Annotated in this window: 23 protein-coding genes; 15 read left to right on the top strand and 8 right to left on the bottom strand. The window is 57.3% G+C overall.

Going from position 1 to position 26,092, the window contains the following annotated elements:
- Window positions 1–26 precede the first annotated feature (26 nt).
- The 3 genes from BGP77_RS04905 to BGP77_RS04895 are packed head-to-tail and all read left to right on the top strand — an operon-like array spanning window position 27 to window position 3,188.
- Window positions 27–1,043 carry a substrate-binding domain-containing protein gene (locus BGP77_RS04905; protein WP_108163606.1) on the top strand — a complete coding sequence of 339 codons (1,017 nt, stop codon included), beginning with the start codon at window positions 27–29 and terminating at the stop codon, window positions 1,041–1,043.
- On the top strand, window positions 1,040–1,990 hold the full coding sequence (locus BGP77_RS04900; protein WP_108163605.1) for a carbohydrate kinase: 951 nt from the start codon (window positions 1,040–1,042) through the stop codon (window positions 1,988–1,990). Before BGP77_RS04905 ends, BGP77_RS04900 begins: the two co-directional genes overlap by 4 nt.
- Before the next feature lie 10 nt (window positions 1,991–2,000).
- Window positions 2,001–3,188 carry an AGE family epimerase/isomerase gene (locus BGP77_RS04895; protein ID WP_108163604.1) on the top strand — a complete coding sequence of 396 codons (1,188 nt, stop codon included), beginning with the start codon at window positions 2,001–2,003 and terminating at the stop codon, window positions 3,186–3,188.
- Between the two features lie 147 nt (window positions 3,189–3,335).
- Here BGP77_RS04895 and BGP77_RS04890 read toward each other — a convergent pair whose 3' ends face one another.
- From BGP77_RS04890 to BGP77_RS04880, 3 genes are all read right to left on the bottom strand, one after another.
- Complete coding sequence (locus BGP77_RS04890; protein WP_108163603.1) at window positions 3,336–3,785, bottom strand: hypothetical protein; 450 nt, start codon at window positions 3,783–3,785, stop codon at window positions 3,336–3,338.
- A 113-nt stretch (window positions 3,786–3,898) separates the two neighbouring features.
- Window positions 3,899–4,573, bottom strand: coding sequence for a response regulator (locus BGP77_RS04885; protein ID WP_108163602.1), 675 nt, complete (start codon window positions 4,571–4,573; stop codon window positions 3,899–3,901).
- Window positions 4,570–5,958: an ATP-binding protein gene (locus tag BGP77_RS04880; protein WP_108163601.1), complete on the bottom strand. Its 1,389-nt coding sequence runs from the start codon at window positions 5,956–5,958 to the stop codon at window positions 4,570–4,572. Before BGP77_RS04880 ends, BGP77_RS04885 begins: the two co-directional genes overlap by 4 nt.
- A 154-nt stretch (window positions 5,959–6,112) precedes the next feature.
- Between BGP77_RS04880 and chrA the strand changes: the two genes are divergently transcribed.
- The 3 genes from chrA (at window position 6,113) to BGP77_RS04865 (ending at window position 10,495) form a co-directional block, all read left to right on the top strand.
- The gene (gene chrA, locus BGP77_RS04875) at window positions 6,113–7,279 is read left to right on the top strand and encodes a chromate efflux transporter (RefSeq protein WP_108163600.1); all 1,167 of its coding nucleotides are present in this window, start codon (window positions 6,113–6,115) and stop codon (window positions 7,277–7,279) included.
- Between the two features lie 163 nt (window positions 7,280–7,442).
- A complete protein-coding gene (locus BGP77_RS04870) occupies window positions 7,443–9,365 on the top strand; it encodes a bifunctional 2',3'-cyclic-nucleotide 2'-phosphodiesterase/3'-nucleotidase (protein WP_108163599.1) in 1,923 nt (640 codons plus the stop codon).
- Window positions 9,366–9,634: 269 nt separating this feature from the next.
- Window positions 9,635–10,495, top strand: coding sequence for a hypothetical protein (locus BGP77_RS04865; protein WP_146171195.1), 861 nt, complete (start codon window positions 9,635–9,637; stop codon window positions 10,493–10,495).
- A gap of 19 nt (window positions 10,496–10,514) precedes the next feature.
- Here BGP77_RS04865 and dut read toward each other — a convergent pair whose 3' ends face one another.
- Together dut and coaBC are read right to left on the bottom strand one after the other, a co-directional pair.
- The gene (gene dut, locus BGP77_RS04860) at window positions 10,515–10,973 is read right to left on the bottom strand and encodes a dUTP diphosphatase (RefSeq protein ID WP_108163597.1); all 459 of its coding nucleotides are present in this window, start codon (window positions 10,971–10,973) and stop codon (window positions 10,515–10,517) included.
- Window positions 10,970–12,196 (bottom strand): bifunctional phosphopantothenoylcysteine decarboxylase/phosphopantothenate--cysteine ligase CoaBC, encoded by a 1,227-nt coding sequence (gene coaBC, locus BGP77_RS04855; RefSeq protein ID WP_108163596.1) that lies wholly within the window; start codon window positions 12,194–12,196, stop codon window positions 10,970–10,972. Before coaBC ends, dut begins: the two co-directional genes overlap by 4 nt.
- Window positions 12,197–12,287: 91 nt before the next feature.
- Here coaBC and radC point away from each other — a divergent pair, with 91 nt between their 5' ends.
- The 5 genes from radC to pdxH all read left to right on the top strand — a co-directional run bounded on the left by radC (window position 12,288) and on the right by pdxH (window position 15,205).
- Window positions 12,288–12,965, top strand: a complete 678-nt coding sequence (gene radC / locus BGP77_RS04850; RefSeq protein ID WP_108163595.1) for a DNA repair protein RadC — start codon at window positions 12,288–12,290, stop codon at window positions 12,963–12,965.
- A gap of 218 nt (window positions 12,966–13,183) precedes the next feature.
- Window positions 13,184–13,420 (top strand): 50S ribosomal protein L28, encoded by a 237-nt coding sequence (rpmB, locus tag BGP77_RS04845; RefSeq protein ID WP_108125694.1) that lies wholly within the window; start codon window positions 13,184–13,186, stop codon window positions 13,418–13,420.
- An 11-nt stretch (window positions 13,421–13,431) separates the two neighbouring features.
- The gene (gene rpmG / locus BGP77_RS04840) at window positions 13,432–13,587 is read left to right on the top strand and encodes a 50S ribosomal protein L33 (protein ID WP_108163594.1); all 156 of its coding nucleotides are present in this window, start codon (window positions 13,432–13,434) and stop codon (window positions 13,585–13,587) included.
- A gap of 137 nt (window positions 13,588–13,724) precedes the next feature.
- On the top strand, window positions 13,725–14,543 hold the full coding sequence (gene mutM, locus BGP77_RS04835) for a bifunctional DNA-formamidopyrimidine glycosylase/DNA-(apurinic or apyrimidinic site) lyase (protein WP_108163593.1): 819 nt from the start codon (window positions 13,725–13,727) through the stop codon (window positions 14,541–14,543).
- 20 nt (window positions 14,544–14,563) lie between these two features.
- Complete coding sequence (gene pdxH / locus BGP77_RS04830) at window positions 14,564–15,205, top strand: pyridoxamine 5'-phosphate oxidase (RefSeq protein ID WP_108163592.1); 642 nt, start codon at window positions 14,564–14,566, stop codon at window positions 15,203–15,205.
- An 81-nt stretch (window positions 15,206–15,286) separates the two neighbouring features.
- Here pdxH and BGP77_RS04825 read toward each other — a convergent pair whose 3' ends face one another.
- A complete protein-coding gene (locus BGP77_RS04825) occupies window positions 15,287–16,639 on the bottom strand; it encodes an FAD-binding oxidoreductase (protein WP_108163591.1) in 1,353 nt (450 codons plus the stop codon).
- Between the two features lie 150 nt (window positions 16,640–16,789).
- Here BGP77_RS04825 and BGP77_RS04820 point away from each other — a divergent pair, with 150 nt between their 5' ends.
- Window positions 16,790–17,980, top strand: coding sequence for an aminotransferase class V-fold PLP-dependent enzyme (locus BGP77_RS04820; protein ID WP_233252302.1), 1,191 nt, complete (start codon window positions 16,790–16,792; stop codon window positions 17,978–17,980).
- 91 nt (window positions 17,981–18,071) lie between these two features.
- Window positions 18,072–18,569 carry an acyloxyacyl hydrolase gene (locus tag BGP77_RS04815; RefSeq protein ID WP_108163590.1) on the top strand — a complete coding sequence of 166 codons (498 nt, stop codon included), beginning with the start codon at window positions 18,072–18,074 and terminating at the stop codon, window positions 18,567–18,569.
- On the opposite strand, the gene mnmH is transcribed toward BGP77_RS04815, so the two are convergent.
- Together mnmH and selD are read right to left on the bottom strand one after the other, a co-directional pair.
- Complete coding sequence (mnmH, locus tag BGP77_RS04810) at window positions 18,548–19,645, bottom strand: tRNA 2-selenouridine(34) synthase MnmH (RefSeq protein WP_108163589.1); 1,098 nt, start codon at window positions 19,643–19,645, stop codon at window positions 18,548–18,550. The genes BGP77_RS04815 and mnmH overlap by 22 nt on opposite strands.
- A 29-nt stretch (window positions 19,646–19,674) precedes the next feature.
- On the bottom strand, window positions 19,675–21,837 hold the full coding sequence (gene selD, locus BGP77_RS04805) for a selenide, water dikinase SelD (RefSeq protein WP_108163588.1): 2,163 nt from the start codon (window positions 21,835–21,837) through the stop codon (window positions 19,675–19,677).
- Between the two features lie 189 nt (window positions 21,838–22,026).
- Here selD and BGP77_RS04800 point away from each other — a divergent pair, with 189 nt between their 5' ends.
- Both BGP77_RS04800 and gshA read left to right on the top strand, forming a co-directional pair.
- Window positions 22,027–24,345: a Tex family protein gene (locus BGP77_RS04800; protein ID WP_108163587.1), complete on the top strand. Its 2,319-nt coding sequence runs from the start codon at window positions 22,027–22,029 to the stop codon at window positions 24,343–24,345.
- A gap of 113 nt (window positions 24,346–24,458) precedes the next feature.
- Window positions 24,459–26,009, top strand: coding sequence for a glutamate--cysteine ligase (gene gshA / locus BGP77_RS04795; protein ID WP_233252301.1), 1,551 nt, complete (start codon window positions 24,459–24,461; stop codon window positions 26,007–26,009).
- The last annotated feature ends 83 nt before the right edge of the window (window positions 26,010–26,092 follow it).

Raw genomic sequence — 26,092 nt, 5'->3', positions numbered from 1 at the left:
ACAACGCCGGGGAGAACGCTCGCGTGATGCGCGCCCGTACCACATTAAAAACATTGGCCCGACATTTGGGGCTGTCGATTACGACCGTGTCCCGGGCGCTGAAAGACGGGCCGGAAGTTCGCCCGGAAACCATCGCGCGGGTGAAAGCGGCGGCCGCTGAATTGGGCTATCGCCCCAATCAGTCCGGCATTGGTTTGAAAACCGGTAAGACGCACGTCATTGCGCTGATTTTGCCGGTGCTGAAACCGGGCGAAGTGGTCGGTGATGTAGGCACCGGGCCCTTAATAGAAGGGCTAACTGCGGCGTTGTCGGACACGCCTTATCAACTGACGGTGATTCCCAGCCGCAGTGAACAGGATGAATTGGCGCCCGTGCGTACTTTGGTGGAGCAAGGTCTGGCCGATGGCGTGGTATTAACCCTGACTGAAAGCCAGGACGCCAGAGTGCGGTTTCTGGCCGAGGCGGGGGTGCCTTTTGTGACCTTTGGTCGGACCGAGCTGGCGCTACAGCACCCTTATGTCGATATCGATAACGTCGATTTCAGCCGTCGCGCCGCCGATCATCTGCTCGATCGGGGTCACCAGCGACTGTGTCTGTTACTGCCACCCTCACGGTATCTGTTTGCTTGGCATCAGCGGCTGGGGTTTATGCATGCGCATCAAGCCAGAGGCCTAACAGTGAATGAATCGCTTCAACTGGTGCCACAAACGAACGATCTGGATCCGCGCGCCCTGGCGCGTCAATTGGCGGATAGCGAAACACCCCCCGATGCGTATATCTGCGGCAATGAAATCACCGCCATGGGCTTGCTCGCCGGCCTTGGCGATGCCGGACACCGCGCAGATGTGGTAGCGTTAGAGACCTCAACGCTGGCGGATTATTTTCACCACCCGGTCGATGGTTTTCGACAAGACCTGCATCACACAGGTCGCCAACTGGGTCGGGTATTATTAGCCGCTTTGTCGGAGGACGCTCCGATGAATGAACTCCAGGTGATCGATACCGCCTGCTTTATCAACCGTACGGATCCAACAATAAGATGAAACCCATACTTTGTTTCGGCGAATTGCTGATCGATTTTCTGAATTTTAACAGCGCCCACGAAGGCGGTTTTGACCTGCCCGAGTTTCGTCAATACCCCGGTGGTGCGCCGGCCAATGTTGCTGCAGCCGTTGCTCGTCTGGAGGCCCCGGCACGATTCGTCGGTCAGGTTGGCGACGACCGCTTCGGTCGCTTTCTCACCGACGCCATGGTGCAACTGGGTGTTGATATGACGTACCTGGGCGTACACCCCAGCGCTCATACACCGCTGGCCTATGTCTTTCTCGATGACGATGGTGAGCGCAGCTTCGAATTCCTGCGCAAAGCCTCGGCGGATGTGTTGATGACGCCGGAAGATTTGCCGATCCCGGCGTTTGAAGGCGCCGGCCTGTTTCATTTTTGTTCCAATACTCTGACTGACGTTGCCATCGCACGCACCACGGAAGCGGCGGTCGCGCAGGCGCGTCGTGTCGGCGCCACCATCAGTTTTGATGTGAATCTGCGTCATAACCTCTGGCCGAAAACCACGGTCGATCCTGCGGTAATCGATCGCTTTTTGCGCCTGGCTGACATCGTCAAAGTCTCCAAAGAGGAAGCCGATTGGATCGAAGCCTCCGGTTTCCCCATTGAGGAATGGCTCGACACCGTTAAAGCCATTTGGGTCACCGATGGCGGTGGCGACATCCGTGTACTGACGCGCGCTGGCGATTTGCTGGTCACTCCACCGGCGGTGAAAGCGGTCGATACGACCGCGGGTGGCGACGCCTTTAGCGGTGGCTTATTGCGGGCGCTCAATGGTCGAGAACTGAGCCATTTGAGTCAAAACGAGTTGGAGCAGATTACCCAGTTTGCTGCCGCCTGTGGCGCCAAAGCGGTCAGCCGCGCAGGTGCGCTCCCCTCTTTGCCAACCTGGTCGGAAGTCAGTGATCACTGGCCGTTTGACGCCTGAGGAATCCGCCATGAACTTTTTTGAAACCGAATTTTTGGTGGAGCACCTGAAGTCCATCCTGGCGTTTTACGACCCGCGCGTTGTCGATTCCGGTGGTGGCTACTATCAGAACTACCATGACGACGGCACTGTGTTCGATCCGGGTTTCCGTCAACTGGTGTCATCGACGCGCATCATTGTGAACTACGCGCAGGCCGGTCGGTTCTTTAATCGAACCGACTACCTGAGCATCGCCCAGCACGGCCTGGACTATTTGGAACGGGTACACTGGCGAGAAGAAGCGGACGGCTATGCTTGGACGCTGCGCGATCATCAACCCGAAGACATGACGCAACAAGCATACGGTTATGCCTTTGTGTTGCTGGCTTATGCCGCTGCCCGTCAGGCCGGGTTGGTCGATGACGCCCCCTTAGCGCAAACCTATGAGCGGCTTGAGCAGCGTTTCTGGCAAGCCGAGTACGGACTCTACGCAGATGAAATCAGCCCCGATGGCGTGCTCAGCGATTACCGCGGTCAGAACGCCAATATGCATCTGTGTGAGGCGATGATTGCTGCCTTTGAAGCCACCGGTGAACGTCGCTATCTGGAACGGGCCAAAACGCTGGCACACAACATCGCCGTGCGCCAGGCCGACCAGACCGATGGGTTGATCTGGGAGCACTACCAGGCCAACTTCAACATCGACTGGGATTACAACAAGGACGATCCGAAAAACCTCTATCGTCCCTGGGGGGTCCAGCCGGGCCATCAGACTGAGTGGACCAAGCTGTTGTTGATGCTGCATCGCCATGCGCCAGAGTCGTGGATGGTCGAACGCGCTCAATCGTTATTTGATCGCGCCTGGGAAACCTCCTGGGATGCCCAAGAGGGTGGCTTGGTCTATGGCTTCGATCCGGACGGCAACTGGTGTGACGATGACAAATATTTCTGGGTGCAGGCGGAGAGCTTCGCCGCCGCAGCCTTGTTGCATCAGGCTACAAACGACGACAAATACCTGGAGCACTATCAAAAGCTGTGGCAATACAGCTGGGATCACTTTGTCGATCATGACAACGGTGCCTGGTTCCGCTTGCTGACCCGTGACAACACCAAAGTATCTACAGAGAAAAGCGCTGCGGGTGCGAAGTGTGATTACCACACTCTGGGTGCTTGTCTGGAAGTGTTGCGAGTTCAGGGAATTCAAGTCGAGCCGGATTGAGTAAAGCCGACTCGCGAAGCACCATCACGAAGACGCAATAACCTGAAAAAGGGCGCCCTTGGGCGCCTTTTTTTAATAAAAAACCCGCCGGATGGCGGGTAAAGAGAAGACCGGTTTTGGGGAATCGGTCGATCGGTTACGCAGCGGTTATTCGGCCGGTGCCGGCGGCATGGGTTGGCCATCTTGCGGGCCACGGCCGTGGTGACGGCCACCGCCCATCATGGGGCCGTGGAATTCCAAATAGGTCATCAACTCTTCGACCTGCGTGGCGCTGAGAACGGTGCCAAGCTGGTCGGATAAGGCGGTATGTGCCTGAGCACGAAGGTCAGCAAACTCTTCTGCTGAGGGGCGGCCGGCACCGGAATCCCGACGGGCTTGCATGGCCTGGCGTTGGTCATCACGGAAGGTACGCATAACGTCCAGCACGTCTTCAGCCTGGTCTTCAGTCAGGTTCAGTTCGGTGAAGATGTAGTTGAAGCGCTCACTGGGATCCTGACCGCGATCATTGCCGCCCCAGGCGAATGCGCCGCTAGCGCTTGCTGTCAGAGCCACAGCCAGAGCCGTGGCGATGAAGGTATTGCGATGTGTCTTTTTCATGGTCTGTGCTCCTGAATATCACAGGGCGGATGCCCCGGTGATGATCAGTGTCGTTGCCTTATTCGCAGCGAATGTGGAGCCAGGATGCACGACATAACCTTTACCTAAGAGGCTTATTCGTACTTGTAGCCGGCGCCATAAACCGAACGCACAAACTCCTCTTCCGGTGCCAGTAACTGCAATTTACGACGCAGGTTTTTGATATGACTGTCGATGGTGCGGTCACTGACCAGACGGCGATCCGGGTAGATGGCGTCCATCAGTTGATCACGTGAGAATATCCGTCCTGGGTGACGCATCAGCTCAGCCAACAGTCGGGATTCGAGCGCCGTCAGTTCCACCTTGCGCTCACCAAAGCGTGCTTCATTCGCGCCTTCGGGTAACACCAGTCGTAATTCTGTATCCGATTCGTTGCCATTATTGAGGTGAGTGCGTCGCAGCACAGCTTTGACGCGAGCGACCACTTCCCGGGGACTGTAAGGTTTGCAAACGTAATCGTCAGCGCCGAGCTCCAGACCCAGCAGGCGGTCAATTTCTTCAACGCGAGCGGTGGTCATAATGATGGGCGTGGCCATTTTTTTCCGAATTTCACGGCACAGTGTCAGGCCATCCAGACCGGGCAACATCAGGTCGAGCAGGATCAATGCCGGCTGGTGATCGGCGAGCCAGTCTAAAACCTCATCGCCGCGGTGACACAAATGGGTGTCGTAGCCATCGCGATGCAGATAGTCGCGGACCACCTCAGCCAGCTTGGCCTCATCTTCAACAATCAGGATTAAGTTGCTCATCCGGTTTTCCTCAGCGGCAGCTCAACAATAATGGACAGCCCACCCTGCGGTGAATTCTGTGCGCTGACCTTGCCCTGATGCGCACTGACGACGTTATGCACAATGGCCAGGCCGAGGCCGGAGCCACCACTGGCGCGATTACGCGAGTCTTCAACGCGGTACAGGCGGTCAAACAGTTTGGGCAGCGCGGACGATGGAACACCGGGGCTTGAATCCGACCATTCCAGCCGAGCGACTTGCCCCGCCCGACTCAATCGAACCATCACCTCGCCCGGTGCATCGGTATAACGCAGTGAGTTTTGCGCCAGATTACTCAACAACTGAGTCAACCGGTGGCTGTCCGCTTCGATCAGAACAGGACTGTCAGCTGGGTGAAAGGTCAGCTGTAACTGGGCGCGATCGAACGCCGCCTGTTGATGACTGAGTTCCTCTTGAATCAGTTCATTGAACTCCAGCGTCTCGCGCCGATAGCTGAGCGCGCCGGCGTCGGACAGTGACAGTTCGTGCAAATCTTCAACCAGAGCGCTGAGGCGCTCGATTTCCTGATACAGCGATGAAAGGGTCTCTGGGTTTGGTTGGCGCACACCGTCTTGTATGGCTTCAAGTTCGGCACGCAAGACGGCAATGGGCGTGCGCAGTTCGTGCGAAATATCCGCGATCCAGCGCTGGCGGGCATTGAGGTTTTTCGCCAGCGTGGTGGCCAGATGATTGAAGTCGCGGGCCAGATCCGCCAGTTCATCACTGCCTTTTACTGCAATCTGAGTGTCGTAGTCGCCGCCAGCCAGGCGGTGGGTGGCGCGTTGCAGGCGGCTGATGGGGCGCGTTAAAACGGCAGCAAACGGCAACGCTACAGCGACAGACAGCAGCAGAGCGGCTAAGGCGATCCAGCGTAATTGGCGGCGTTGCTGATCGGCAAAAACCCGATCAAACTCACCCGTCAGTCGCAAGTTGGTGGGAACACCCAGCTCGCCAATGCGTTCTCCAGCGCTGTTTTCAATTGGCAACCAGGTGCTGAAATGACGAGGGATCGGCGGCCCGGCGATCAGCGCGCCCTGGGCGTCACGCAGTTGCAGCGGCGGACCCCGAAAGCGTCGGCTGGATGATTGAGTCGTCGATGGCGCATCGGCATCCGGCCGGCCGAATAAAAACGGTTTGATTAAGGTCGCCCAGCGGAAACTGTCCATCGTCTGCCAGCCGCCCTGGTCGACATAGTCCTCGGCCAAGGCTTCAATTAACGGCGCCAGCCGTTTGCTCTGCACAGCCTCTTGATAGTTTTCAAAGCTGGTGCTGAACGCCTGGTTGTTGGCGACCACAATGGCCACCGTCAGTAGGGCATTGGCCAGTAAGATAACCGCCAGAACCTGATAACGAAGTCGAATGCGCATGGCTGTCAGTCATACAAAAGAATCCAGTGCTCAGCATAGTCTGAGATTGTGCAGCCGATGTGGAGTGCCGAACGCCATAAAAAGGTCATGGTTATGCGCAATAGTGAGCGGTTGGATTCGCTAATAGACCATCGAGCAGACAAGGGTGAGATCGATGACACAAGGTTTATCAACTGCCCGAAGAGCACTGGATGTCGGTCTGCGCTTTCTCGTGCTCGGTTGTTTGAGCTTTGGTGGTCCGGCCGCGCATCTGGGGTATTTTCGTCGTACTTTTGTTCAGCGTCTGGGGTGGCTCGACGATGACGGTTATGCGCGTCTTGTCGCCTTGGCGCAGTTTCTGCCAGGGCCTGCGTCCAGTCAGGTTGGTTTTGCCATCGGTTTGCAGCGTGCTGGACTGTTCGGTGGTCTGGCCGCCTTTATTGGTTTTACGCTGCCGTCCTTTCTGTTGATGACGGTCATCGCGGTCGGCAGCCGAAGCTGGATGGATCAAGCCTGGCTGCCGGGTGTGATCGATGGGCTGAAGTTACTGGCGCTGGTGGTTGTGGCCGATGCCGTGATGGGTCTGTATCAATCTTTTTGCCGCCGCACCCTGACACAATCAATGGCTCTTATCACGGCCGCGGCCGTGTTGGTTTCACCCTGGATCTGGATTCAGCCATTGTTGTTGTTAGTGATGGGGTTGGTCGGTGCCCGCCGGTTGTCGGTCGATACCGCTCAGTCAGCAACAGTGAGCGGGCGGCTTAAGCGGTGGCCACTGATAACCTTTGTTGTGATCGTGGCTGGGCTGCTGGTGGTTCGCAGTGATTTCACCGATTTGGCGCTGCCCTTTTTCAGCACGGGCAGCTTGGTGTTTGGCGGCGGTCATGTTGTGCTGCCGTTATTGCAGGCCGGTGTCGGTGCATCGATGCCGGCCGATCAATTCCTCTTTGGCTATGCCAGTGCGCAGGCGATGCCCGGACCGTTATTCACCATCGCTGCGTATTTGGGCGCGTTGTTGCAGCCGGATCAACCCTGGTGGGGCGCTGTGGTTGCGACGTTGGCGGTCTTTTTGCCCGGCTTTTTGCTGGTGCTGGCGTTGTCCCAAGTTTGGCAGCGTCTGGCGCAACTGCCTCGACTGGCCGGCGCTTTGGCGGGCGTTAATGCGGCGGTCGTAGGGTTGTTGTTGGCGGCGTTATATCAGCCTGTCTTTGTTACGGCCATCGATGGAAGCAGTGACCTAGCGCTGGCGTTGCTCGGTTTGCTGGCCTTGCGCCTGTTGCGGTGCCCGGTGCTGGTGTTGGTCGCCGTCGCTCTCGTTATCGGTGGGATGGGCTGGGCATAGACTCAACGACTCATTGTCGTCGCTTTGTCATTCACCCTTGCCAAGATGATGCTCCTTTGGCAATAGTTGACCACGGGGTCAAAAAGGGTCGAATGGGACGCTCGGCACAGGGTTGTCAGCAACGCGGCCGGGTTTTCAATGAACGGATAAAAAGGCATTCGCCATGAACAAACTGACAACAGGATTCGCCATGCTGGCCGCCCTTGGGTGCAGCAGTGTCGCTGGTGCGGCGACGGTGGAATTACGCTTGATGGAAACCACCGACATTCATATGCATCTGGTCGATTACGACTATTACTCCGACCGAACCAACGTCACCGTTGGCCTGGCGCGAACGACCGCGCTGGTGAATCAGTCGCGTATGGAGGCGACCAATTCGGTTTTGGTCGATAACGGCGACCTGATTCAGGGCAATCCACTGGGCGATTACATCGCCAAAGATCGTGCGTTGGCAGACGGTCAGATTCATCCGGCGTTTAAAGCCATGAATCTGCTCGACTACGATGTCGGCAATATCGGTAACCATGAATTTAATTACGGCCTGGAATTTCTTGAGCAATCGCTGGCGGGCGCAGAATTTCCGTATGTGGTTGCCAATGTCGTGATTGATGATGGCGACGACGACACAAGTAATGACCAGCCCTATTTTCAGCCGTACGTCATTCTCGATAAAACCGTTGCCGATACCAATGGCCAACTGCATCGGTTACGAATTGGCTACATCGGTTTTACGCCACCGCAAATCATGGTGTGGGATCAGGCCAATCTGACTGGCCGAGTTCAGTCACGCGACATTATTGAAACGGCAGAAAAGTACGTCCCGCAAATGAAAGCAGAGGGTGCTGACATCATTGTCGCCATTCCGCATTCCGGTATCAGCGGCAGTGTGCGCGAAGGCCGTGATGAAAACGCCAGTCGGTATTTGGCGCAAGTCGATGGCATAGACGCCATTATGTTCGGTCATTCGCACCGTGTTTTTCCGGGGCCGGGTTATGACGGTATTGAAGGCGTTGATGCCGAAGCCGGAACCCTTTTCGGTGTGCCTTCGGTTATGCCGGGTTTCTGGGGCAGTCATCTGGGCATCATTGATTTAACGCTCGAAGGTGAAAATGGCGACTGGACCATCGTTGCCAGCCAGGCTCAGGCGCAGCCGATTTATGAGCGACGCGATGGTGAAACGGTGGCACTGGTGGAAGCGGTACCGGAAATTGTTCGTGCCGTTCGCGATGACCACGAAGGCACACTGGACTATATGGCGCAGCGTGTCGGTGAAACCACGGCCAACATCAATTCCTACTTTGCATTGGTGCAGGACGATCCCTCGATTCAAATCGTCAACAACGCTCAGCGTTGGTATGTCGAACAGATTGTGGCGGGTACGGAATACGAAGGGGTGCCAATCTTGTCGGCAGCAGCGCCCTTTAAGGCGGGGGGTCGCGGCGGTGCCGATTATTACACCGAAGTGCCTGCTGGACCGATTGCATTGAAAAACGTCGCCGATCTGTACATCTATCCCAATGACTTAAAAGTCGTTGAACTCAGCGGTGCTCAGGTTGTGGAATGGCTGGAACGTGCCGCGGGTCAGTTCAACACCATTGATCCACAAGCCAGTGGTCAGCAGTCACTGGTGAACGATGCCTTCCCCAGTTACAACTTCGATGTCATTGATGGTTTGAATTACCGCATCGATGTCACCGTTCCGCCGCGCTATGACAGCGAGGGTAACCAAGTGGGTGATGAGCACCGTATTATTGAGGTGACTTACCAAGGCGAACCTTTGGACGGTCAGCAGCGGTTTCTGGTGGCGACCAATAATTATCGCGCCGGTGGCGGTGGTTCATTCCCGAACCTGGATGGTTCAACGGTGGTCATCGATGCGCCCGATAAGAACCGCGACGTGGTGGCCAACTATCTGCTCAGCCAGGGCACCCTGAATCCGTCAGCGGACAACAATTGGCGTTTTGCAGACTGGGGTAACGCTGAAGTGGTTTTCCAAACCTCGCCTCAGGCCGAACGGTTGATGCCTGAACAGGTCGCGCCGGTGCGGCCATTAGACAGTGGGTTTGTCCTCTATCGCTTCGACTGAGGCACGGTGTAACACCCCTTTCGCCGCCTCGTCCTGAGGCGGCCATCCATTCCTAACATTCTTTGTTGAAAAAGGTGTCGTTTCTGTCCGCCTTGCAGCCGCTCTAGAATGGGCGATTGGCTGTTTTAACTGTTTTGCATGACAACAAATTACCCAAAGACGGTATTGTGAACGGCTCTTATTGCCGATAGCGTGATTGCAACGGAGCGTGCCGCCAAACGGCGGCTGCGAATGGATGGTACTGGTGGCACGGAGGTCGATCTGAACGGATGACAACAACGGTGGCTATGAATCCGAACTCACGCTCAAACCCCATCGCCCCTGAAGGTGTGGACTTCAACGAAATCGAAGGTCAGTTCAACGAGAACGTTGGTGCATTTTTGGCGCAGGTTCGTCATATGAACCAACAAAAAATACCGGCGTTGATTAAGGCGTTGTCGGTTTCCAAGAAAACCTATCTGGAAATGGAAAAAGGCAAGCGCCAGTACCGCATGCACATCATCGCCTGGTGGAGCTTTGTGATGGGGTTGTCGCCGCTGCATATCCTCGCGCAGTCCGATTATTTTGGGCATTTGCCGATCGGCGATTACCGCAACATTCGTCAGATCAAACTGGCGTTGTTGCTGCAGCGGGTGCCGTCAGCGCAATCGACGGAAGCGTTGCGGGGTTTAATTGACGATTGCCCGCGCACCATTCATCGCGACATCGATCGTTCGATGCACATTTCCATCGAGGAGATGGAAGAGGCGCGCGCTTTCCTCTATTCCAGCGACTATTACTTGATGATTGCCGAGGCCATGCGGCGTTTTATCACCCAAAACGGTTTCACCCGGCGTGAATTTGCCGAGTTTCTCAGCGTGACTCAACGCACCGTGCGCCGAATTCTCAAGGGCGAAGTGGCGCTGAATTACAGTTACTACGCGCGGTTCTATTTATCGACGGGAATTTATCCACTGAAGGTCGTGGAAGAGCCGGCCTATATGCGCGTGCGTCTGAAGCTGGAGCAGCGCTTCTTTTTAATCAATGATTTGATCGCCGGTTACGGCAGTCAGCCAGAACGGCTCGACGAGGCATTGGTGCAATTGGGTGAACAGCCCGCCGATGCGTACTGGCGTTCGCTGTTCACCTGAGGTTTTTAAGCGACGGGGATCAGTGGCGCCCGGTGTGGCCAAAGCCGCCAGCACCACGATCACTGGCGGTAAAATCATCCACCCATTCGAATTCCGCCTGCACCACCGGTACCAGAACCAATTGTGCCAGACGTTCGCCTGGCTCCAGTTGGAAGGTCGTTTGACCGCGATTCCAGCACGACACCATCAATTCACCTTGATAATCCGAATCGATCAGACCGACCAGGTTGCCCAGCACGATGCCGTGTTTATGGCCCAGACCGGAGCGCGGCAGAATCATGGCGGCGTAGTTAGGATCATCGATATGAATCGCTAAGCCGGTGCCTACCAGCGTGGTTTGTCCAGGTTCCAGCATCAGCGGTTCGTCCAGGCAAGCACGCAGGTCGAGGCCTGCTGAGCCTTCGGTACCGTAGCTGGGTAAAGGAATGCTGTCGCCCAGGCGAGCGTCGAGTTGTTTGATTTTCAGGCGGTGCTTCATTCGATGTCCTGTATCGGGGGCAGTTGAGTGGCAAATTGTTCGATCAGCCAGCGGGCGACCTGCGCTTTACTGGCCGGGCCAAAAGGTTCGCTGCCATAAGCGCTGACCAAGAGGATGTCGTTCAGATCGCTGCCGAAACCAATGTCGCTGCGCGAGACATCGTTGGCGACGACCCAATCGACGGCTTTTTTCTCCAGTTTGGCGCGGGCATGGTTTTCCAGGTTCTCGGTTTCCGCAGCGAAGGCAATCACCTGGGTGGGGCGTTGTGTGCTCGCAGCGACACCGGCCACGATGTCCGGGTTTTCAATCAATTCCAGCGTCAGGCCGCTTTGACCTTCGGCTTTTTTTATTTTTTGCGTCGGCACGTCAGCCGGCCGATAGTCGGCCACGGCGGCCGTGGCGATAAACAGATCCACCGCCTCCAGAACCTCCTGAGCCGCGTCGTTCATTTCCAGTGCGGTCGTGACGTCGAGGCGTTTAACCCGCGGCGGTGTGGCAAGTTGCACTGGCCCGGCAATCAAGGTGACGTCAGCACCGGCTTCGGCGGCTGCGGCCGCCAGCGCAAAGCCCATCTTACCGCTGGAGTGATTGCTCAGATAACGCACCGGGTCGAGTGCTTCCCGGGTCGGGCCTGCGGTGATGACCACTTTGCGGCCGCTGAGAAAGCCCGGCGCAAACGCCCGGGCCGTGAGTTCGGCTAAACCGACGGGTTCTAACATGCGCCCAGGACCAACGTCGCCACAGGCTTGCTGACCGGCATCGGGGCCAAACCAGAGCGTGTCGGGCTGCAGGTCGGTCAGTTTCTTAACATTGGCTTGAGTGACCGGGTTGAGCCACATTTTTTCATTCATCGCCGGAGCCAGGGCCAGCGGCGCGCGGGTGGCCAGGCAGAGGGTGGTCAGTAAATCATTGCCCATGCCCGATGCCAGGCGCGCAATAAAGTCGGCCGTTGCCGGGGCAACCAATAACAGATCGGCCCAGCGCGCGAGCTCAATGTGACCCATACCCATCTCGGCTTCTTCGTCGAGCAGACTGCGGTGGACCGGGTGGCCGCTGAGCGCTTGCAACGTCAGTGGCGTGATAAATTCCTGAGCCGCTTCGGTCATGACCACTTGCACCTCGGCGCCGGCACGAATCAGCTCGCGCACCAGCTCAGCCGATTTATAAGCCGCGATGCCGCCGGTGATACCGACCACGATGCGTTTTCCGACCAGTGTTTGCATGCCCAAGGCCCACCTTTCAAAATAGAGCGCGAGAATACCACATGGGGGTGGTTGTGCTCAGAGTCCACGGTAGGACGATAAGGAGACAGGGATGGCGATCAAGGATTGGCCGGCGGCCGAACGGCCCCGGGAAAAACTGTTGCAGCGCGGCGCGGCCTCATTGACCGACGCGGAACTGTTGGCGATCTTTTTGCGCACCGGCCTTCCGGGGCTGACAGCCGTCGACCTGGCGCGCACGCTGCTCAATGATTATGGCAGCCTGGCCGCATTACTGGCGGCCGATCAAAACGCCTTTTGCGCAGGCAAGGGGTTAGGCAGCGCCAAGTTTGTGCAATTGCAGGCGGTGCTGGAGATGAGTCGGCGCTATTTGCTGGATGAACTGCGGACCGGCCCCGCCCTCACCTCTCCCGGCGATGCCCGTTCGTTTGTGCTGGCGCAATTGCGCAGCTTGCCGAACGAGGTCTTTGCCTGCATCTGGCTGGATAATCAGCATCGGGTGTTGCTCTATGAGCCGCTGTTTACCGGTACCATCGATGGCGCTGCGGTGTATCCGCGCGAAGTGGTGCGACGGGCGTTGTCGCATAACGCCGCTGCCGTCATACTGGCGCACAATCATCCCAGCGGTGTCGCCGAACCCAGTGACGCTGATCGACGCATTACCGAACGTTTGGTCGATTCATTACAGGCCATCGAGGTTCGGGTGCTGGATCACTTGGTGGTCGGGGCCGGTGTGGTGGTCAGCTTTGCCGAACGCGGCTGGTTGCGGTGATACTGTGTTGCGCAAGAAGTGAACAAAGTTTCGCCAGGAAGCTTGAGTTGATACAGGCCTTCTGGTATAAAACGCGCCTCATTTTATCCGGGCCCCGGATCGACAGGGCGGATCGGGGCCAGTCGGCGGCGTGCCGGACGGACTCCCGGCTTCATGTTTGAAGCCAATTTCACGAGCTATAACGTCGGTCTGACCGAAGAATCGGAGGCGATTGCACCATGTCCAGAATTTGCCAAGTTACGGGTAAGCGTCCCGTAACCGGGAACAACGTTTCCCACTCTCAAATCAAGACCAAGCGCCGGTTCCTGCCGAACCTGCACACTCACCGTTTTTGGGTTGAGGGTGAAAAGCGTTTCGTCAAACTGCGTGTTTCTTCTAAAGGCATGCGCATCATCGACAAGAAGGGTATCGAAGCGGTTCTGACCGACATTCGTGCCCGTGGCGAGAAGGTCTAAGGAGCTTAGCCATGCGTGATAAGATCAAGTTGGTGTCCAGCGCCGGTACCGGTTACTACTACACCACCGACAAGAACAAGCGTAATACTCCCGACAAATTGGAATTCAAAAAATTTGATCCGGTAGTACGTAAGCACGTCATGTTCAAAGAAGCCAAGATCAAGTAAGTCGCGGCCTTCTGTTAAAAAAACCGACCCTGTTCTGCAGCGTCGGTTTTTTTGTGTCTGATGGATGAGCGGACCTTGGCGGCCGTGCCATAATCGCCGCGTTGCTGCGTCACCTTTGTTTTTAAGCGGATTGTTTCATGCCCGAATTGCCCGAAGTCGAAACCACGCGACGCGGTGTTGAACCTCATATTCTGAACCGCCGTATTTCCCGGTTAACCGTGCGCGATGGCCGGCTACGCTGGCCGGTGACACCGGAAATGCCGGCGCAGGTTCAGGACCAGAAAATTCTGGGTACAGAGCGCCGCTCCAAGTATCTGCTGATTCAACTGGAGCGCGGTGTGCTGATCATTCATCTGGGCATGTCGGGCAGTTTGCGTGTCTTGCTCGACGATCCGACGCCCGGCAAACACGACCATCTCGACCTGGAACTCGATAACGGCGTGCGGCTGCGCTACAACGATCCGCGTCGTTTTGGTGCCTGGCTCTATACCGAAGCGCCGATAGACCGTCATGAACTGATCGCGCATTTGGGGCCAGAACCACTCGGCGAAGACTTCAGCGCCGACTATCTGTTTCAACTCAGCCGCAAACGTAAGACCAAGATTAAAACCTTCCTGATGGACGCACGGGTTGTGGTGGGCGTTGGCAACATCTACGCCAATGAAGCGTTGTTTTTGGCCGGTATTTACCCCCATAAACAAACCGGACGCATCACTAAGGCTGAGTGCGAACGGCTGGTCGATACCATTAAGCAGGTGTTGGCATTGGCCATCAGCCAGGGCGGTACCACCTTACGTGACTTTGTCGGTGGTGATGGCAAGCCAGGCTATTTTGCCCAGTCTTTAAACGTATACGGCCGCGCGGGGTTGCCGTGCAAACGGTGTGCAACGCTGATCAAGGAAATGCGCACCAACAACCGCAGTACCTGTTATTGCCCCAGCTGCCAGCCGCGTTAACGCCACTGAGGAGAGCGTGCATGAAACTCGATGACATTCGTCGTGATTATTTAAAAGGCGGGCTGAATCGTCCGGACTTAAATGCAGATCCCATTGCACAATTTGAAAGCTGGTTGCAGCAGGCGGTTGATGCGCAGCTCAGTGCCGATCCGACGGCGATGACACTGGCCACGGTCGATGCGTCCGGTCAACCAAGTCAGCGCGTGGTGTTGCTCAAAGCGCTGGATGAGCGCGGCTTTGTGTTTTACACCAATTACGACAGCCACAAAGGCCGCGATATCGACGCCAATGCCAAGGTCAGTTTGCACTTTGGCTGGTTGGCACTGGAGCGTCAGGTGGTGGTGTACGGCACGGCCAAACGCATCGACGAACAAGCCTCCGCGGCGTACTTCCATTCCCGCCCACGCGCCAGTCAGATCGGTGCCTGGACCAGCCAGCAGAGTCAGCCGATTGCCTCGCGTGAAGATCTGGATGCGGCGTTTGCAGCCACCGAAGCGCGTTTTGCCGACCAGCAGGAAATTCCGTTACCGCCGTTTTGGGGTGGCATTGCAGTGGAGCCGCAGCAGATAGAATTCTGGCAGGGCCGGGGCGGACGTTTGCACGATCGGTTTATCTATCGACGTGAAGGATCTCAGTGGCAGGTTGAGCGGTTGCAGCCGTAATTTGTCGATCAGCGGGGTGAGTCGCGCCCATCATTGCCGCCAGTCGGGCCGGCCAAGCTAGGCGCTCAGGCAGTGGTTACATTAAAACGCCGGGCTCAACTCAACCTTCGAACCATCACTGAACCGATCAAAACGGAAACGGCTGAGGTCGTGGCCGATGGGCTGTTCTGTCACGAGATCTGCCACGACTCGACCCATTCCCGGCCCAATCCCAAAGCCGTGACCGCTCATGCCAGTGGCAATGACCAGACCCCGGCAAGATGGCACGCGATCCACAATGGGCAAGATGTCCGGCATGGTGTCGATCATGCCAGCCCAGGCGGTACGAATCTGCGCATCGGCGAACCCCGGAAACGCTTGTTGAATTTGCCGCAACGTTTTTTGCAACGCGTTTAAATTGGGTTTGGGGTTCAGAATGCGTTGTCGCTCAAACGGACTGGGTTGCTCGCCACTCCAGCGCCGCGTGCCGCCCCAACTGTCGGGGAAATGTTTGGGCGCTGCCGGATAGAGTTTCGTGCCGAAGAAATCGCGCCGCAGCTGTGGCAGGTAATAACCGAGATTGCGAAACGCATCGGGGCCGATATAAAACCCTCGGTCGTAACCCGGCGCGATGTTGTAACCGCCATCCAGGCGACGACGTAATGCAAAGTCAGGGCTGCCGATTTGGCCGTCGTAAAAGTCCGGCAATGCGGTGGTCGCACCGGCCGTTGCTTTGACCGACAACTGCGGAATGCGAATGCCCGCGTTACGTGCAAAGAGGCTCGACCAGGCACCGCCAGCCAGCACCGCTTGCTCGCATTTCACGGTGCCCTTCTCGGTCACCACCGCCGTTAATTCACCGGCCTGCGTTTCCAGCGTGCGCACCGCGCATTGCTCAACGATCGTTACTCCCGCTTTGGCCGCCGCGCGTGCCAAAGACGGCACCGCTTGCCACGGCTCAGCGCGGCCATCGCCAGGAGTATAGAGCCCGCCAAACCAGTGCGTGTTGTAGCTCGGCAGATGCGCTTTCAGTTGCGCCGGACTGAGCAGGTGGGTGTCCAGCCCCTGAGTAACCGCCTGGCCGTGCCAGTGTTCAAATTGAGCGAGTTCTTTTTCACTCTCGGCCAGATAAAGAATGCCGGTCTGACGAAAGCCTAACTCTTCATCGCACTCGGCCGATAACTGCTGCCACAGGCGGTTGGCTTCCATCATGATGGGCAGTTCATGCAAGTCGCGTCCTTGCTGACGCACCCAGCCCCAATTGCGTGAAGACTGTTCACCCGCGATGCGGCCTTTCTCGCACAGCACCACCTTGAGCCCTTTGCGATTGAGGAACCAGGCGGTCATGACGCCAATGACACCGCCGCCGATGATCACAACATCGCAGGCATCGGGCAGAGGATTGGCGTGCTCTGGTTGGCTGGGTAACTGAAACGGAAACTCAGGCTGGGACATGGCAGTCAGCTCCTGAAGGGTGCGGTGGTGGCAAAGAGATCGAGCATATCGGGCCGCTGACCGCCTTTCTAGTCGCACAACCCAGCGTTCAAAATCGGGTCGGTGCTGTTTTGATGCTAGGCTAATGGCGAACCGATGTTGAGTAGTACGATGACCACTGAAATGAACGCCTCCCGCGACTGGCAAGACCAGGCTCGCTCACTGCAACGCTACTATCAGAAATTCCGCGTCGACGAACGCATTTTGCTCACGGGGCATTCGCATCAGGCGTGGCCGGACGTCGCCTTTGAAGGACAGATGCAGGCGATTGAAGACGCGGCCGAGCACATTGACGACAAATGGTCCGCCGCCTTTGCCAAAGCCGATCAATTGCGTGCGGGTTATGCGCGGTTACTGGACGACCCCAGCGGCGAATACACCCTTGGTCAGAATACTCAGGAATTGTTGGTGCGTTGGTTGTCGGCGTTGCCGCTGCAAGACAAACCCAAACTGATTACCACCGACGGTGAATTTCATTCCATGCGCCGGTTGCTCGACCGGCTGAGCGAAACCCAGATCGAGGTGGTTAAAGTGGCTGCCGAACCGGTGAGTACACTGGCCGAACGATTGCAGGCAGAAATCGACAGCAATACCGCTGCGGTGATGTGTTCGGCGGTGTTATTTAAAAGCGGTCGCGTCGTACCTCAACTGGGCGAACTGGCGGCGCACTGTGAGCAGGCCGATGTGCCGTTGTTGCTCGATGCGTATCACGCGGTGAACGTTCTGCCCTGGTCGCTGGCTGAGCTGGGTTTGGAAAGCGCCTTTGTGGTCGGCGGTGGTTATAAATACTGTCAGTTCGGTGAAGGCAATTGCTTTTTACGTGTGCCTAAAAATTGCGATTGGCGACCACTGGTGACCGGTTGGTACGCCGAATTCGCAACGCTGAATCAGGCACCGGGTGACGAGGTCCAGTATGGTCGTGGGCGCTGGGCGTTCGAAGGCTCTACTTACGACACGACCAGCCATTACCGGGCGGTATCGGTGCTCGATTTCTTTGCCGAGCGTGGCTTAACGCCGGCGGTTCTTTACCCGTATTACAAGGCCCAGCAGCAACACTTGCTGACGCTCTTGCACCAGCGTGACTGGCCATCGCATTTGCGTTTGCCGGACAGGCCGCTCGATCACATCGGTGGTTTTTTGGTGCTGCATACTCCCAAGGCTGCCGACATTGTTCAGCAGTTGAAAGCCCGGGGTGTCTACACGGACAGTCGGGGTGATGCACTGCGTCTGGGACCTGCGCCTTATGTGACGGCGGAGCAGTTAAATCAGGCGGTACAGATTCTCGCTGAGGTGATGCGTTAAGCCGTGGCGAATAGGCAAAAACTGGGGGTGCCTGGAACCAGAATTCAGGCCGGTTGATGTAAGCCGAAAGGCAGTAAAAGAGGTAACAACGGTGCGGTATTGTTGGCTGGTAGTGGTGTTTTGTTTGGGCTCGGTTCAGGCGCAAAGTGACGAAGGGTACGCCAAGGTATTTATCGGCACCTACGATATGTTTCGCGACAATCAGGACACCCAGTATGGGCTGGAAATTCAGTCGCCCCGAGGGTTAAGCCGGTACGATTTCAAACCCCTGCTCGGTCTTATGCGTACCCGTGAACAGTCGCATTACCTCTACACCGGCGTTAGCCGAACGTCTTTTTTTACCGCGGGTGAAACCGGGCTGGCGTTTACCTTCAGTTTTGGTCCAGGGTTGTACTTTTATGGCGAGGGTGAAGACACCGATCTGGGTCATGTGTTTGAACTGAAATCCAGTGGTGGTCTGATCTGGCAATTTGCCGATGCGACCCGAATTGGCCTGCATTATGCGCACCTGTCTAACGCCAGTATCTCGTTGGACAACCCCGGCACCGAGATGGTGACGTTGACGTATCAGTTGCCGTTCTGGCGCTGATTGAGAAAGTCGATTACCTCGCTCCGCCCGCCACGAAAGACCACCTGACGCGGCGCTTTTTGCAGCTGGTGATCGTACATCCGGTCGTAATAGTGCAGCAGTAACGATTCGATCCAGACGCGGTGAGCCTCGAGTGAGCCGGTGAGCGTCTGGTGCTGCAACGCGTGCTGTAACTCACTGCGCACCTGTTGATACAACACCCCGCCCAGGCGACGGCTGACGCGCTGTAAGGCGCTTTCCATATAGTCGCGATAGCGCTCAAAGCCGTCGTCACCGAATTGTTGCAGATACTCCGCCTGCAAGCCGATGACGTAATCGTCCAGAATCACATCGAGACGTTCTTCCAGTGACACCTCCAGCATCACCACCTGAGTGACTTTGATGCGCTCTGTCAGTCGCTGGGCCAGGTGCACGCTGCCAATGTTGCGTGACTCGTCTTCGACAATCACCGGCCGCTCCAGATCGAGTTGCAGACTGGCCATAGCGATGGCGTTTTCGAAGTTCGCCTGGCTGGGCTGCGGGCTGGTATGGCGACCAAATGCGGAGCCACGATGGTTGGCCAGCGCTTCTAAATCGAGCGCGTTGTTCACCGCTTCGATGACCTTGGTTTTACCCGAACCGGTGCGACCGGCTACCACGATCAGGTCAGCGCTTTCACTGAAGCGTTGCAGCTGTTCGATGAGCGTATGACGGAGGGTTTTATAGCCGCCCTGAACCAGCGGCAAATCCAGACCGGCTTCGCTCATCCAGCCTTGGCTGATCGACGAACGCATACCACCGCGCGCGCAATACAACACGGTTTTCTGCGGCGGGTTAGCGGCATCAAGCCAAGCCTGAACCCGCTGGCTTTTTACGTCACCGGAGACCAGTTTGTGACCCAGCGCCACTGCCGCTTTCTGGCCCTGCTGTTTGTAGCAAAGACCAATGCGATGACGTTCGTCGTCGGTCATCAGCGGACGATTCAGCGCGCCGGGCACATGGCCCTGAGCAAATTCGATGGGCGCACGCACATCGATAAAGGTGGTGTCACCCGCCAGCAGCGGTCGTAATTGTTCGGGGGTGATGCGGTCAGCCATGCAGCGGTTCGATCCAAAACGGGTGGCAATTATAGCGGCTGGTTCGCGCTCGCCACTACCGCCGTCGGCTGTTGCGCACGCTCAGTCAATTGACCGATACAAACCGAGCCCGGCAGTGCGGCCTGTAAGACGGGCCAGTCCGTTGGGTTGAGGGCGATTAACAAGCCACCGGAGGTTTGCGGATCAAGCAGCAAGGAGCGCGATGCGGTTGGCACAGCCGCATCAAACTGGCAATGATTCAGGTAGGGCATCAGATGCGGCACCAGAGAGGATTGCCAGCCGGCTTCAAACAACGCCAGTGAACCTTCCAGAGCCGGTAGGGCGGTGCTTTCGAGCTGGGCACCGACGTCATCACCGAGCATTTCCAACAGGTGGCCGAGCAAGCCAAAGCCGGTCACATCGGTGACCGCGGATGGCCGCAAAGCCCGTAATGCAGCTGCAGCTTCCTGATTGGAGTGCGTCATCGACGCCCAGGCAGCTTCCATTGCGTTGGCGGGTGCCGCGGCCGCCATATCGGCAGCGAGGATCACACCGGTGCCCAGCGCTTTGGTCAACACCAGCACGTCACCGGGTTGGCCGCCCTGCTTGGACCACAGCCGTTCTGGTGCGACTTCACCTTGGGCCACTAAGGCGAGTTGATTTTCCGGACCTTCGGTACTGTGCCCGCCCGCAAGGACAACGTCTTCGGCATAGAGAGCATCGGCGATGCCACTCATCAGACGATCGTAATCGCGCTTTTGCAGGCGTGGATGCTGGTACGCCAGCGTCACCCAGACCTGAGCGGCTATGGGTTGGGCGCCCATGGCGTGTAGGTCGCTCAATGCATGTAAAACGCCGACGTGGCCAAAGCGGTAGAGGTCATCACTGAAGGCACGAAAGCCATCGATACTCTGTACCTGCAAGTGTCCGGGCGTGGCTTGCCAGCTGGCCGCGTCTTCAGCCCGACCCAGGGCAGGACTGAAACCCGGCCGGTTGTGGCGCGGCAGTTGATCCAGAGTGTCTGCCAGTATCGTCGGTGCCAGTTTGGAGCCGCAGCCGGCGCAATGCGGGGTGTCAGCGCCGTCGTTTTGCATCATGGCGCTGGGCGCGCCCAACGCCTGGAAACGATCCATAAAAGCGCGGTCGATGCGATCTTTCCAGCGCCATACCCAGGCTCCGTGAATGACCCAAGGTCCGCGATGCCCAACCGCCGTTTTATCACCCAGCGAAATCAATGACAGAAAGCGATTTTGCAACCGTATTGGTTGCAATGAGCGGCTGGCAAAGGCGCGTTTAAGGTTGTCATAAAGAAAAGGCGCTTCGCGCACCGCATAAACGCCGGCTTTGGGGCGCGGATCGTCGATGAGCTCAGCAACGTCACCGGCGGCAAAGACATCGGGATGGGAGGTCGATTGCAGCTGCGGGTTCACCGCAATAAAGCCGTTGTCGGCCAAGGCCAATCCCGATTGGGCGGGCCAATCGGGCGCGGCGGCCGAGGTGCACCACAGCATCTGATCGAGCGCCAAGGTTTGGTCGTCATTACCCACCAGCGAGGTTGCGGTGACTTTGTGCACGCGGAACTGCCGGTGAACCACGATGCCGTGGCGCTGCAAGGCCGCTTCGACCTGGCGCCGGACGGTTTTGGGCGCACCGGGCAGAATGGCTGCGCCATGATGAATCAGATGCAAGGTAATCGAACGGTCTGGGCCCAGCCGATGCGCCATTGCCAGGATCAATTCGATGCCACCGGCTCCGGCGCCCACCACGCCCCAATGGCCGGGCTGCCCGGCGTTTTTCAGTAAGCGTTTCCAACGCGCATAGAAACGACTCACCGGTTTAACACCGACCACAAAGTCGCGAGCCCCAGGGACAGACAGATCGGGCGTGGAACCGGTATCAATACTGACTTTGTCGTAACTGACGTCGGGCTGGTTTTCGATCTGGATGCGTTTGGCGTCGGCATCGAGCCCGTTCACCCGGCCACGAATAAAACGCACCCCGGCCCAGCGACATAAGCGATTCAGATCAATATGAATGTTATCGGCATCGTAATGACCGGCTATCAAGCCCGGCAGCATGCCGGAATACGGCGTTTCACTGTGCTCAGAAATCAGCGTGACCCGCACGCCGGGCAGCGGCTTCATCGCCAGTCGGCGAATCAACAGGGCATGGCAGTGACCACCACCGATCAGAACAAGATCGCGTTCGCTCATAAAGCGCCGAGGCTGCGTAAGGGTTGGCAGGCGATTATGGGCGGCGCTCGGCGTGGTCACAACCACGCCCGGAAAGGTCTTTGTCTTTTCTTTGTCGAATCAAGGATTTAGCTCACAGTTCGAGCCTTGAAATAGGGGCCGCTTTGACTAATGATGCGCGCTTCAAATCCAGCCACAGCGGAAGCGTCCATGCCGTCTATTGAAAGCCGCATTGCCACCGAACTTCAGGTGAACGAACGTCAGGTCAGCGCGGCTGTTGCGCTGCTCGATGAAGGCGCGACCGTTCCCTTTATCAGTCGTTACCGTAAGGAAGTTACCGGCGGCCTGGATGATACCCAGCTGCGCAGCCTGGAAGACCGGCTGCGCTATTTGCGCGAACTGGAAGAGCGCCGCACCGCCATTCTGTCGAGCATCGACGAGCAAGGTAAGCTGACCGATGAGCTGGCCGGAGCCATCAAGGGTGCCGATACCAAAACAGAGCTCGAAGACCTTTATCTGCCCTACAAACCCAAGCGCCGCACCAAAGGCCAGATTGCCATTGAAGCCGGCCTCGAACCGTTGGCCGATGGGTTGTTTAACGACCCGACGCTGGACCCGCAGAGCGAAGCGGCCAGCTACGTAGACGCCGACAAAGGCGTTGCCGACACCAAAGCTGCGCTCGATGGCGCTCGCGCGATTTTGATGGAGCGCTTTGCTGAAGATGCCGCGTTGATCGGTCAGTTGCGTGATTACCTTTGGCAGCATGGTGAAATGCGTGCCCGTCTGGTGGACGGCAAAGAGCAGGAAGGCGCCAAGTTCCAGGATTATTTCGAACACGACGAACCGATTAAGAAGGTGCCCAGCCACCGCGCACTGGCAATGTTCCGCGGCCGCAATGAAGGGATTTTGCAACTGTCTCTGGGTCTGGAAGGCGAAGTGCCACGCGGTGCCAGTCAGGGTGAGGTGCTGGTTGCTGAGCGCTTTGGCATTGCCGACAAAGGCCGGCCGGCCGATGGTTGGCTGGCGGAAGTGGTGCGCTGGACCTGGCGCGTAAAATTGCTGACCCACATCGAGACCGACTTGTTCAATCGTGTGCGCGAAGACGCCGAGCAGGCCGCGATCGATGTATTTGCCAAGAACCTGAAAGACCTGCTGTTGGCGGCACCCGCCGGGCCTAAAGCGACCATCGGTCTGGATCCGGGTTTGCGTACCGGTGTGAAGGTGGCGGTATTGGATGCCACGGGTAAGGTGGTTGATCACGGCGCCATCTTTCCCAACCCGCCGCAGAATAAAACGCGGGAATCGGCGCAGGTACTGGCGGCTTTATGCGCCAAGTATCAGGTTGAGCTGATTGCCATTGGCAACGGCACCGCCAGCCGCGAAACCGAGCGCTTTGTCAAAGACTTGCTCAAAGATCATCCGCAGTTAAACGCACAGGCCGTGATGGTAAATGAGTCCGGTGCATCGGTGTACTCAGCCTCAGAATTCGCCGCCAAGGAATTCCCCGATCTGGACGTGACCATACGGGGGGCTATTTCCATCGCCCGTCGCTTACAGGACCCGCTGGCGGAACTGGTGAAGATCGATCCGAAATCCATCGGTGTGGGTCAGTACCAGCACGATGTTTCCCAGGTGGCGTTGGCGCGGCAGCTGGATGCGGTGGTCGAAGACTGTGTGAACGGCGTGGGTGTGGATTTGAACACGGCGTCTATTCCGTTGCTGACCCGGGTTTCCGGTCTGAACGCCACCATCGCGGGCAACATTGTCGCGCATCGCGATGCGCACGGTGCCTTCCGCAGTCGTAAGGATCTGAAAGACGTCAGTCGGCTCGGCCCGAAAGCCTTTGAACAGGCGGCGGGCTTCCTCAAGGTGATGAACGGCGACAATCCTTTGGATGCCTCTGCGGTTCACCCGGAATCCTATCCGCTGGTAGAGCGTATTCTCAGCAGCGTGCGGAAGCAGGTGACGGATTTGATCGGCGATGCGGCGTTTCTGCGTGGCCTTAAGGCTGAGGACTACACCGACGAAACCTTCGGTGTGCCGACCGTGACCGATATTCTGCGTGAACTGGAAAAACCCGGTCGCGACCCTCGTCCGGAATTCAAAACCGCCAGCTTCCAGGACGGCGTCGAGAAGCTGTCTGACCTGACACTGAATATGATTCTCGAAGGTGTCGTGACCAACGTGACGCACTTTGGCGCCTTTGTGGATGTGGGTGTGCATCAGGATGGTCTGGTGCATATTTCGGCGATGAGCCACACCTTTATCAAAGACCCGTCGGCGCTGGTGAAAGCCGGTGATATCGTTAAGGTGAAGGTGATGGAAGTCGATGTCGCCCGTAAACGCATCGCTTTGTCGATGCGCCTGGATGACGAAGCGGGTGTCGCACAGGAACGTAACGATGGTGGCCGCTCATCAGCGAACAGTCGCGGTGGCCAACCGCGCCGGCAACGCCAGCCCGAGCCTCAGCAAACGGCTATGGGTGCGCAGTTGCAACAGGCCTTGCAGAAAAAGGGTGGACGGCTCTGATAGGCTGAACACGTAGCGGGCCGTGCTTGGAAAACATCACTACCGGCCCCAATGACGGCGAAGAATAATGGCCTGAGCGATGTTGCGAGCGGGCCCTGACAGAGGAATTCCCCTTGCCTACCCTCACTCGCTTGGGCCAGCTGACCGATTTAAACCCCGCCTGGCTTAAGTTCCAGCGTGGCATTGAACGCGAAACGTTGCGCGCCACCACCGATGGCGATATCGCTCAAACCCCGCACCCTATTGGGCTGGGCTCGGCGCTGACGCATGCGTCAATTACCACCGATTATTCTGAAGCCTTGCTGGAATTTATTACCGGTGTGCACGATCAGCCCGAAGCGGCGTTGGCCGAGTTGGGTCAGTTACATCGTTACACCCTCACCCAGCTTAACGGCGAGCAATTGTGGCCGGCATCGATGCCGACTCGTCTACCTGCTGAGACGGAGATTCCCATTGCTCAGTACGGCAGCAGCCATATTGGCCGCTTAAAAACCATTTATCGTCACGGTCTTTGGCATCGCTACGGCCGTACCATGCAAACCATCGCCGGGGTACATTACAACTGGTCAATGCCGAGTGATTTCTGGGCCGATTGGGCGCAGCGCTCGGGCTGGAACGGCTCGCTGCAGGCATTTATCAACCGTGAATATTTCAGTCTGATCCGCGGGTTCCGGCGTCATTCGTGGTTGTTGCTGTATTTGTTCGGCGCGTCTCCGGCGGCTGATCGCAGCTTCTTGCCTAAAGACAATCACGGCTTGGAGCCCCTGGGCGATGACACCCTCTTTGGTCGCTACGCCACCAGTTTGCGGATGAGTGACCTGGGGTATTCAAACAACGCCCAGAGCAGTCTCTATGTTTGCTTTAACAGTCTTGAGACCTACGCTGAGACGCTGTCGGAGGCCATTCATACGCCCTACGCGCCGTATGAAGCCATTGGCACCAAAGTAGATGGTGAATACCGCCAGCTGAGTACGGCCATCCTGCAGATTGAAAACGAATACTACAGCGACTTGCGTCCCAAGCGGGTGGCGCGCAGCGGTGAGAAACCGATCCACGCCTTGAACGAACGTGGCGTTGAATACATCGAAGTGCGTTGTCTCGATGTTGATCCCTTTGCGCCTTATGGCATCGATGTCGAGCGCATGCGTTTCGTCGACCTCTTCTTGTTCTGGTGTTTGGTCCAGGACAATTCACTGATTCAGCGCGAAGACTGTTTCCGGCTGCGGGAAAACAATCAGCGCGTTGCGGCGGCCGGGCGTGACCCCAAGCTGGAGCTGGTCTTTAACGGTCAGGCCATCGGGCTGCGTGACCAAGGCAAGCGCGTGCTTGATTCTCTGTCAACGCTGGCGGCCGAACTGGATTCGCTGGCGCCTGGATCGGGGTATGTCGAGGCGGTGGAATCGCAACGCGCCAAGTTGATCGATGCCGATTTAACCCCATCGGCCAAGTTTCTCAGTCAGGTTCAGGAAGCCGGGTCTTTCCGCAAAGCCAGCATGGCTTTGGCGGGGTTGCATAGCAATCGGAGTCAGGACGACCCCGACGATCGGGCAGCGTTCAACGCGCTGCGCGAGGCCGCAGCCACCAGCCTGGCGTCACAAGCGCAGATGGAAGCAGATAGTCAGGACGACTTTGATGCCTTTTTAAGCCGTTATCTGCGCCAATAAATGAGAATTGGTAGCAAAAGACCTTACATTTGAGCGGTTGGGCGAGGTAGTATTGTGAGCTTCATCACTGTTTCGATGTGGCC

Origin of the sequence: Saccharospirillum sp. MSK14-1, assembly GCF_003054965.1 — a bacterium.
GTDB lineage: Bacteria > Pseudomonadota > Gammaproteobacteria > Pseudomonadales > Natronospirillaceae > Saccharospirillum.
Note: the sequence above shows the minus strand (reverse complement) of the source record. Positions and strands in the feature narration are given on the sequence as shown.